7 protein-coding genes are annotated in these 10,023 nt (G+C 25.7%); 2 read left to right on the top strand and 5 right to left on the bottom strand.

Features of this window, described 5'->3' with window-relative positions:
- Window positions 1–151: 151 nt before the first annotated feature.
- The 4 genes from H8S10_RS16975 to H8S10_RS16960 form a co-directional block, all read right to left on the bottom strand.
- Complete coding sequence (locus H8S10_RS16975; RefSeq protein WP_186839655.1) at window positions 152–2,323, bottom strand: UvrD-helicase domain-containing protein; 2,172 nt, start codon at window positions 2,321–2,323, stop codon at window positions 152–154.
- A gap of 27 nt (window positions 2,324–2,350) precedes the next feature.
- Entirely contained in the window at window positions 2,351–3,100 is a 750-nt protein-coding gene (gene truA, locus H8S10_RS16970; RefSeq protein WP_186839654.1) for a tRNA pseudouridine(38-40) synthase TruA, read from the bottom strand.
- A gap of 25 nt (window positions 3,101–3,125) precedes the next feature.
- Window positions 3,126–3,476, bottom strand: a complete 351-nt coding sequence (locus H8S10_RS16965) for a hypothetical protein (RefSeq protein ID WP_055263066.1) — start codon at window positions 3,474–3,476, stop codon at window positions 3,126–3,128.
- Window positions 3,477–3,563: 87 nt separating this feature from the next.
- Window positions 3,564–6,152: a 3'-5' exonuclease gene (locus H8S10_RS16960; protein ID WP_186839656.1), complete on the bottom strand. Its 2,589-nt coding sequence runs from the start codon at window positions 6,150–6,152 to the stop codon at window positions 3,564–3,566.
- 161 nt (window positions 6,153–6,313) lie between these two features.
- Here H8S10_RS16960 and H8S10_RS16955 point away from each other — a divergent pair, with 161 nt between their 5' ends.
- Window positions 6,314–8,701 carry a PAS domain S-box protein gene (locus H8S10_RS16955; protein WP_186839653.1) on the top strand — a complete coding sequence of 796 codons (2,388 nt, stop codon included), beginning with the start codon at window positions 6,314–6,316 and terminating at the stop codon, window positions 8,699–8,701.
- 280 nt (window positions 8,702–8,981) lie between these two features.
- On the opposite strand, the gene H8S10_RS16950 is transcribed toward H8S10_RS16955, so the two are convergent.
- On the bottom strand, window positions 8,982–9,794 hold the full coding sequence (locus tag H8S10_RS16950) for an ABC transporter ATP-binding protein (RefSeq protein ID WP_186839652.1): 813 nt from the start codon (window positions 9,792–9,794) through the stop codon (window positions 8,982–8,984).
- A gap of 127 nt (window positions 9,795–9,921) precedes the next feature.
- Here H8S10_RS16950 and H8S10_RS16945 point away from each other — a divergent pair.
- Window positions 9,922–10,023: IS1 family transposase (locus tag H8S10_RS16945; protein WP_347707662.1), on the top strand; the 102-nt coding region annotated here is incomplete at its 3' end.

The following is a 10,023-nucleotide window of genomic DNA, read 5'->3' as shown; positions in this document are numbered from 1 at the left end:
AATGCAAATCCTATTTGTTGCATAGGAATCACATTTTTTGTGAAGTTTTTCATATTATTACTATGCGCAAAAAAGGAAGTTCAAATTCGAACTTCCTTTTCTTTATCGGCAAATATCAAATTTTTTTTGATACAGCCCCTTATTAATAATTTTATTTAATATCATATAATGATTTATTTTTTGGCAATATTGTTTCTATAGATTTAGATGAAAATATAACTAATTTGTGTAATGCTCTAGTGCAAACAGTATAGAACAAATTACTATCTTCTCTATCTAAGTAATTTTCACCATCTGCAACTATAACTCCATCAAATTCTAAACCTTTTGCTAAATAAGATGAAATTACATTTATACCATTTTTCAATTCTGAATTTTCATTATCTATAATGTTTATATCTAAATTAAAGTTTTTTAAACTATTAAATATATTTTTAGTAGTTTCTTTATTTTTGCATATCACTGCTATAGAACTACATTCTTTATCTTTCATATCTAGTATTGCATTTTTTATAGATATGATTAAATTACTATCATTAATAATTATTTTAGGATTTTCACCTATTCTTTCTACTGCTTCTATCGGTTCATGGGTATCTAAAATTTCCTTAGCAAAATTTGTTATATTAGCAGTTGATCTATAGCTCTTAGAAAGAATAGCAACTTTTACATCGTCAAAAACTTCTAAAATGCTATCTTTATTTTTAACATTTGAATATTTATCTATCCTTTGGTTTAAATCTCCCATAATAGTTATCTTTGCATTACTAAAAGACTTTCTTATTAATTGATAAAATAATGGACTATAATCTTGAGCTTCATCTATAAGTATATGCTTCATATTACTATAATTTCTAAAGCCTTCCATAGCAGCTCTAATATATATAATTGGTGTTAGATCTTCATATTTTACTTCTTTATCTAATATATATTCGATTGTATATTCTTTAATATCTTTCAAGTCATCGTTTGTGTACTTCTCGATATTTTCCCATAGAAGTTTGTATATAGCAACATTATCTAAAGTTTTTATCATTTTATCTACTTGTCTATTTACTTCTTCTTTACAATAAGTATAAAACTCTTCTTTATCTTCTATATAATCTAAAGCTAAATTATCATCTGAAGCTAAATATTTAGTTTCAAGTTGAGAAAATAAACTTTGCTTAACGACATCAATTCTATTTAATAATGGTATATCCTTAAATCTAGTTAAAAATGTTTTTTTAACTACATCTTTGCTTATAACTTCAGAATTATCTATAATTATAGGATTTATTTCTATTAAATGATTTGGAAGATCCTTTGTATATTTATCTAAAATAGACATAAATTTTGTAGTATTTTTGTATTCCATAGATTTTGATCTAATTTTAAAGCTAGTATTTTTTCTATCTACTGAATATATATAATCTAGATGTTCATTTTTACTTTCAAAAATATAATTTGTTGGTAAAAATCTCTTTGAATATAACTCAAAAGTAGTCTGTAATATATTACTTTCTCCAAGGTCAGGCAATACATCAGATATATACTCTGCAAAAACTTCATTAGGACTGAAAATTAATATATTATCGGCTTTTAAGCTTTTTCTATTTTTATATAATAAGTAAGCTGCTCTGTGTAGTGCTATAGAAGTTTTACCTGATCCAGCAGCTCCTTGAATAAATAATATTTTACTATCATCATTTCTAATAATATCATTCTGCTCTTTTTGGATTGTTGCAACTATATTTTTCATCTTATCTGTTGCATTTCTATTAAGCATAGTACTTAGATTTTCATCGCAAAGAGATTCATTAGAATTATGCATAAAAACTATTTTTCCATTTTTTATATTAAACTGTCTACTAAACTCTATTTCTCCAGTTATAGTTCTATTTGGTGCTTTATAATACGCTGGTCCAACTTCAAAATCATAAAACATATTAGATACAGGAGAACGCCAATCAAATACTAAGAATTCAAAATCCTCTTCATTTTCTACAGTAGATAATCCAATATAAAAACTTTCAGCTTCTTCTCCGTCTTCTTTAAAATCTAATCTTGCAAAGTAAGGTGACTTTAATTGTCTTTCTAATGTTTTAATCCTTGAAATTTTGCTTGCATATAATTTTTCCTCTAAGGCAACCTGCCCACAATTTTCATTTATTTCAATTTCATCTAATTCACTTCTATTATCCCAAAGGAATTTTCTGTGTTCTATAATAGATTTATCTTGATTAGAACTTGAAACTCCATAATTCTCTAATAAACTATTTATTGTATTTATAGTATTTGATAAATACTTTTCTTCGTCTTTTATGTCCTTACCTATAAGCATTAAATTTTCTCCTCTACTAATAACAAATTAATATTCTACTTTTAACATACATAGTCCTTTGGCTGGAGCCTTTTCCCCTGCTTTGCTTCTATCTTTTTCTTCTAAGATACTTCTCATATTTTCAATAGATAAATTACCTTTACCCACTTCAATTAATGTACCTACAATAATTCTTACCATATTTAATAAGAATCCATTACCATTAATAGTGATAGTAATTATATTATCCTTTTCATTTATATTAATATAGTTTATAGTCCTTATTGTTGATTTCCCATTTTTAGCCTTAAGACTTGTAAAACTTCTAAAATCATGAGTACCTATAAGTACTTCTGAAGCTTCTATCATTTTGTTAACATCAAGTTTTTCTTCAATATGATAAGAGTAATTCTTCATAAATACATTACAAAAATCATTATTATCAATAGTGTATTTATAAGTTTTAGAAATTGTATTTAATCTTGAATGAAATCTTTCACTACAATTCATCATATCCTTAATGACTATATCTTCAGGTAAATACATTTTTAAGTATGATTTAAACTCACTTATACTTGCTGTACTGTTAGTTTTAAAGTTAGCTACATAATTGTCTGCATGAACACCAGTATCTGTTCTTCCACAACCAATTACTTGTATATCATCACCTGTCATTTTAGATAATACTTTTTCTATTTTATCTTGAATTGTAGATACACTGCTTCCCTTTATATTTTGTTTTTGCCAACCTTTATATCTGCTCCCATCATATTGGATTATCATTCTTATATTTCTCATTTTTTTCTCCTAGTTTAAATAATATTTATTTAATAGTTAACAATGCTTCTTTTATTTTATTAGCTTCATCTTTTGTAAGCTTAATCTCTTTAATATCTATTGTATTTGGATCAATTAGCAATGAAAACTCTTTAAGCCACACATTACCATCAATAATACTATTTTTAATTATTTCAGAACCAGATTCTTCATCATAAATTTCTTCTAATTCTTTATATGGTGTTAATACTGCTATTCTTCTGCAGGCCTCTTCATATTGTTCATATATGTTGAAGAAGCTATTATAGCTTTCAAATGTATTAGTAGCTGTTACAATTTTTAAGTATAAATTTAATTCTTTTGCTAAGTCAATAGCTCTTACAAATTCTTCTTTCATTAAGTTTTTCTCCATAAATGTTATTAATGATTATAAGCCTATATAAAGCCTTTAAACATTATATCATATTTCTATTTTCTCTTATACCTATTTAACCTGTTTTAAATACTTATTAGGTATATAATTTATAAATTGACTTTTATCATTATATCCAAAGTAACCTGATGTGTTGCAAGATATAAAAAGTCTTTTTTTAGCTCTAGTTATAGCTACATAAAACAACCTCTTCTCTTCTTCTAAATTATTACTATTCAAAGCTCTAAATGATGGAAAGGTATTTTTCTGTGCACCTGCTAAAAAGACATTCTCATACTCCAAGCCTTTTGCTTGATGTATTGTAATAATTGGTATTCTCGGTCTTTTGGTCCTATTTATTATTAATGATTCAAATTCACCATTTGATAATCCTGTTATTTTGATAATATCTAATAACGAATCTCTATTATTTTTACTTTTATCATCTAAATCCTTTAGTAGGACATAAAAATCTCTTAATCTTTCAATTCTTTCCTTACCTTCTTCACCAACATATAATGTTTTAATACTAAAGGTATTAATTATTTCTGCTACTATATCATAAGGTCTCATATTTTTTGCTTTATCAAATAATATATTTAATTTTTCTATTATATTATTAAAAGATTTTAAATGCTTTATCATATAAGACATTCTCTCCATTGATGTAGGAATTATATAATTATTAATTGCATATATAAGAAGCTCTCCTGTAGCTAAAATATCATCCATAGCATCATGGCTAGGCTTGTTCTTAGTATTAAGCAAATTTGATAATGTTTCTAATTTATGATTTTTAGCATTTGGATAAAATCTTCTATAGATATCTAAGGTATCATAGAAGCCTTTTATGTTTATAGAATTCATTTTTAATCTTTGAAGCTCACTTGATAATATATTTATATCAAATTGTACATTATGCCCTACTATTATAGAGTTATTTATAAACTCATTAAACTCTATTAACACTTTTTTCTTATCTTCACCATTTTCTCTTAAAAAATCATCACTAAAACCATGTACGTATTCTGATGTACCTACTGTTTTTGTATTTTTAATAAATTTTTCAAATTTATCGATCACTTTACCTTTAGAGTCAAGTTTAATTGCAGCGATTTGAATTATTTCATCTTCCGTTACATCAGTTCCAGTACTTTCTACATCAAATATTATTACGTTATCATTACTAAATTCATTAATCAACAATGTAAATTTTTCACCATACTCTATTACACTAGGATCAATAAAATCTGATAATAGTATACCTACAGATTTGTATTTAGTACTTTCAATTTCCTCAATGGTTTTATCTCCTATACCAGTAGGAAGTCTTAAAATTATTCTTTTTAAGCTTAAAGAATCATATGGGTTAGCTATAAGCTTTAGAAATGCAATTATATCTTTTATTTCCTGTCTCCTAAAAAATTTAAATTGATCTACTAATATAAACTCAAAGTTAACGCCTAAATATTGTAACGACTTCAAATGATTACTTAAAGATATATTATAATTATTGTCTCTTGTTAAGATACAAGTACTATATATATTAGCTCCATCTTTTTCTAAAGATCTTATAGAATCAAAAATAAACCTAGCTTCGCTCCTAGGATTATCATTAATTGATAACTTTATAGTTTCACCAAAGGTGGTAGATTCTGCCTCAATACCTTTTCTATATGTCTCTTCTACTTTGCTTGGAAAAGCATTTTTCAAATATTCAAGAGAACTCTCTGTTAAAACCTTTGTTGCTCTATAATTCTTATTAAATACTATTTCCATTGGTCTATATTTTTCTTTAAAATTATTAATTATTATATCTGGCTCAGAACCACGCCAACTATAGATGGTCTGAAAAACATCTCCACACATCAAGACATTATTCTTTTTAAATATCTTTTCTATTATAAAGTATTCCAGTGTGCTTATATCCTGCATCTCATCAATATTGATATATTTATACCTTTCACTTATTGACTTAATTACATTCTTATCATTAAATAACTCTTTCGTCCTAAATAACAAATCATCAAAATCTAATCCATGATTACTATAAAGCAAAGAATTATAGGTATGAATTAATATATCTCCTTTTTCTTTAAGAAACTTTTTTAATTCTATATTAACTTTTCCTCTCTCACTACATATTTGATTAATTTTATCATCATTCTCTTTGTACAAATTATTTATAATACTTTTATAATCAATACCATCAGAAATGAATAAATTATTTTTAGATATTAGTGACTTTATTTCTTTAATAAACAACTGTAAGCTACTTATTGGATAATTATAATAGTTACAACTCTTTATTAATTCCTTACAATCTTCTTCATCAAATATAATGAAATCGCTAAATACATCTGTTTTTCTTTTACAATTAGCCTTTATTATATCAAAACAAAAGCTATGAAATGTTTTTATAGTTATATCTTTTGAATTTCTTCCTACAATAGCTTCTACTCTTTCTTTCATTTCTTTACAGGCTTTATTAGTAAAAGTAATACATAATATTTCTGATGCATTAGCTTTTCCACTCTCTATAATCCCAGCAACTCGTTTTGATAAGGTATCAGTTTTGCCTGTTCCAGCAGAAGCTAAGAGTAAAATGTTTTTATCGTATTCATTTACTAAGAGCTTTTGTTCTTCATTTAATTTCAATATCTTCACTCCTTAAAAATTTAAAGCTATATAAAATTATTTTATATAATTTTTAGTAAAATTCATAATAAAACAAATATTATTTTGTAATAATTTGATGAAATTTATAACAAATGGTTGTATAATATCAATATAATCATAAATTATAACACAAGAGGTTAACTATGAAATATTTTTTAAATAATTTACAGGACAAAATTATTATTATTGATACAAATGGTAGGATATTATTTATCAATAATTCTTTTATTAAATTTATACCGATATCATTAGATAATTTACGAGGTTTAAAAATAGATCACCTTATAAAAGACAAATCTGATGTAGATAAGATTTTAAAAGGAAAAAATGGAGAGTCAATCGTTTATATTTCAACTAATAATATAAATAAAAAATGTAATATTACCTATAGCTATAGTAAATTTAATACTACTGATGCAATCTTTATAAATTTATCAGAGGTAGAAAATCATTCATATACAAAAGAACATTTAGAAAGTATATTAGACAATAGTAATTTTATGGCATGGATAAAAGATAAAAATGGAAAATATATTTATATGAATAAACTTTTTGCAAAGGCTTTAAATGCGAATATAAACGAATACATAGGAACATCCCCTGTTGATTACTTTAATAAAGAATCTGTTAAAAGGATTCAAGCTACTGAAAATGTAATTATTAATTCAAAAGAAGCTAAAGTATTTGATCATACATATATCTTAAAATCTGGCAAAGAAATAGTTTTGAGTAGATGTGTTTATCCAATTTTAGATAATAATAAAGAAGTTACGTATATTATCGGTTTATCTAAAGACATAACTCTTACGAACTTCATAGAAAGTAGCTTAAATAAAAGTTATGATCAATTAACAATTTTACAACGTTTGCTTGATCAAGGTACTAATACCGCTAATGATTTTACAGTAATAAACAAAATTAAGTGGAATATTATTAATACCTTAGGGTGTAGTGAATTTAACTTTTTTATTCATTACAATGAATATCTTGTTCCATATTATTGTAATAATAATTTTAATTCAAGTCATTGTGCTGATTCTTATATACCGATAGAGAAAGATAATTTTCAAAGTATTTTAGATAACTATAATGACTATTGTATGTTACCTATTGAAAAACATAATGATTTTATAAAGAATTTATATAAAGATAAATTTAAATATATAGGTGTTTATCCAATAAAATTCAATAACGATATTTTAGGAATTTTACATGTATGTTATAAAAACAAAGTAGATTTTTCAAGTAAAAATGACTCTTTCTCCGCAACATTTGCTAAACAATTAGGTGCTATAATAAATAATTGTTTACTTACTGAAAAATTAAAAGCTGAGTTTAATAAAAGATTAGAAATTGAAGAGGAGCTATCATTTTTATTAAATACTGCAGTGGATATCACAGCAACAATATCTAAAGATGGTAAACATAAAAAAATAAGTAATAGCTATACTAAAGTATTAGGATGGACAGTTGACGAATTAAACTCAGGTCACTGGAGAGATTTGATTCACCCTGATGATATTAATAACATACTTAATATTTATAAATACAATCTATCCAAGAATTATGATAGTTGTAACATTATATGTAGAATGCTTAGTAAAAATGGTGAATATAGATGGTTATCTTGGAATTGTAGATCCTTTAAAGAAGATAGTATATATTTATGTACTGCAAAAGACATTACAGAAGAAAAGAAATTAGAAAGCGAAAACAAGATAATTGAAGAAGCACTACAGTTAGAAAATATAAAAAATGAGTTTTTCGCTAATATATCTCATGAATTTAAAACCCCATTAAATATTATTTTGGCTAGTCTACAAATTATAAATAAAAACATAGACAGTAATAATATACTGGTACATAATAACTTTAACTTAAACAATTATTTAAATTCTATTAAGCAAAACTCATATAGGTTACTTAGACTAGCAAATAACATAATTGATATGACAAAAATTGATACAGGCTATTATGAAATTCATCCTAAAAATCATAATATTATTTCAGTTATAGAAGATATAACTATGTCTGTTGTACAGTATATTGAAGATAAAGGAATAGAAATTATTTTTGATACAGATGTTGAAGAAAAAATTATATCTTGTGATTCAGAAAAAGTAGAAAGAATAATGCTTAATCTTTTGTCGAATGCAGTTAAATATGTTGGAAAAGATGGTAAGATAGAAGTGAAAATAACTACTCTAAGTAATGACATATTAGTAAGTGTTAAAGATAATGGAGTTGGTATCTCAGAAGATAAAATAGATCTGATTTTTGAAAGGTTTATGCAAGTAGATAATACTATGACACGAAAATGTGAAGGTAGTGGTATAGGTTTATCTATAGTCGAATCTTTAGTAAAACTTCACGGTGGAAATATCACTGTCACTAGTAGTAAAGAAAAGGGTACTGAGTTTTTATTTACACTTCCTATAAAGGTTATTGAAAATGAACCAATTATTGATAACTTCAATTCAAACTGTATGAATACAATAGAAAAATGTAATATAGAATTTTCAGATATCTAGATAGCTGAAATAAATTATGAGACACTTATATGAAAAGTTTAACTTCGTCAAAGGGTAAAATTCAGCTAAAGCTGAGTGAAAAAGGTCACTACTGTGACAGGGAAAGGATTACTAAGTGAATTAGATAAAGTATATCTGTATTGCTACTTTTTCTGCTACCACAGTAGTTCTTTCACTTTAACTTAAATTTAAGTTAACATTTCCATGCTACTATAGTAGCGTTTTCACTTCGACGAAGTCTACTTTTCACTTACGGGTTTTGCTTGCATTTTTTTCATTTTTATACAGTGTTTAAGTCCCATTCTTCATAAATTTTAGGAACATCACTAATTAATCGTCTAGTATACTCTGCTTTCGGTCGTAAAATAACATCTTCTGCTGATCCATATTCTACAAATTTACCATGTTCCATTATATAAACTTTATCTGAAACATAATAAGCTAGTCCAATGTCATGAGTAATAAAGATAATTGTCATATTAGTCTCTTCTCTTAATTTTAAAAGCATATCTAAAATTGTAGCTCTTGAACATGCATCTATCATTGAAGTTGGTTCATCTGCAAGTAATATTTTAGGTTTCAATAAGAATATTCTAGCAATCATTAGCCGTTGCATCTGTCCTCCTGAAAGCTCAAATGGATATTTATTAGTAAGTTCTGCAAATTTAAGGTTTACAAAACTACAAGCCTCTGTCATCATTTTAATCTTTTTTTCTTTAGAAAGTTTTCTTCCACCTCTCATATTTATACAATCTAATAAAACTGAATTTATCTTATTAAAAACATTGAATGATGAAAAAGGATCTTGAAATATTGCTTGTATTCCCCTCCAATATTCTTTTTTCTTTTTATGAGTCTTTATATCCCTAGGCTTTCCTTGAAATAGTATTTCACCTTCTGTTATGCTTATTAATCCTAAAAGCATTTTAGCAAATGTAGTTTTACCTGAGCCGCTCTCTCCAACTATAGAAATTATTTCACCTTCGTGAAATTCAAAGTCTACATGATCTACAGCAATAGTTTTACTATCTCCTATCCCAAATATTTTTGTTATGCCGTTACCACTTAAGCATAGTGATGTTGTATCACTCATTACTATAAACCTCCCTTAATTCAGATTCGATCTGTTAAGTTATATGAACATTGCTCTTCTCAACCCAAGGAAATACAATAGGTTTGCAAGACTAAATAATACCCCCTTCGAAAAGGAGAGAAGAACAATGAGCAAAACTAATATAAAATGCCCACGCTGTAATTCTGATAAACTATACAAGTTTGGTATGAATAAGCAGGCTAAACAAAAGTATCAATGTAAGCAGTGT

It is taken from the genome of Clostridium sp. NSJ-49 (assembly GCF_014287725.1).
GTDB lineage: Bacteria > Bacillota > Clostridia > Clostridiales > Clostridiaceae > Clostridium > Clostridium disporicum_B.
Note: the sequence above shows the minus strand (reverse complement) of the source record. Positions and strands in the feature narration are given on the sequence as shown.

Coding starts and splice junctions, on each gene's coding strand:
- H8S10_RS16975 (WP_186839655.1), bottom strand. CDS start 2,323: ATGCTTATAGGTAAGGACATAAAAGACGAAGAAAAGTATTTATCAAAT.
- truA (WP_186839654.1), bottom strand. CDS start 3,100: ATGAGAAATATAAGAATGATAATCCAATATGATGGGAGCAGATATAAA.
- H8S10_RS16965 (WP_055263066.1), bottom strand. CDS start 3,476: ATGAAAGAAGAATTTGTAAGAGCTATTGACTTAGCAAAAGAATTAAAT.
- H8S10_RS16955 (WP_186839653.1), top strand. CDS start 6,314: ATGAAATATTTTTTAAATAATTTACAGGACAAAATTATTATTATTGAT.
- H8S10_RS16950 (WP_186839652.1), bottom strand. CDS start 9,794: ATGAGTGATACAACATCACTATGCTTAAGTGGTAACGGCATAACAAAA.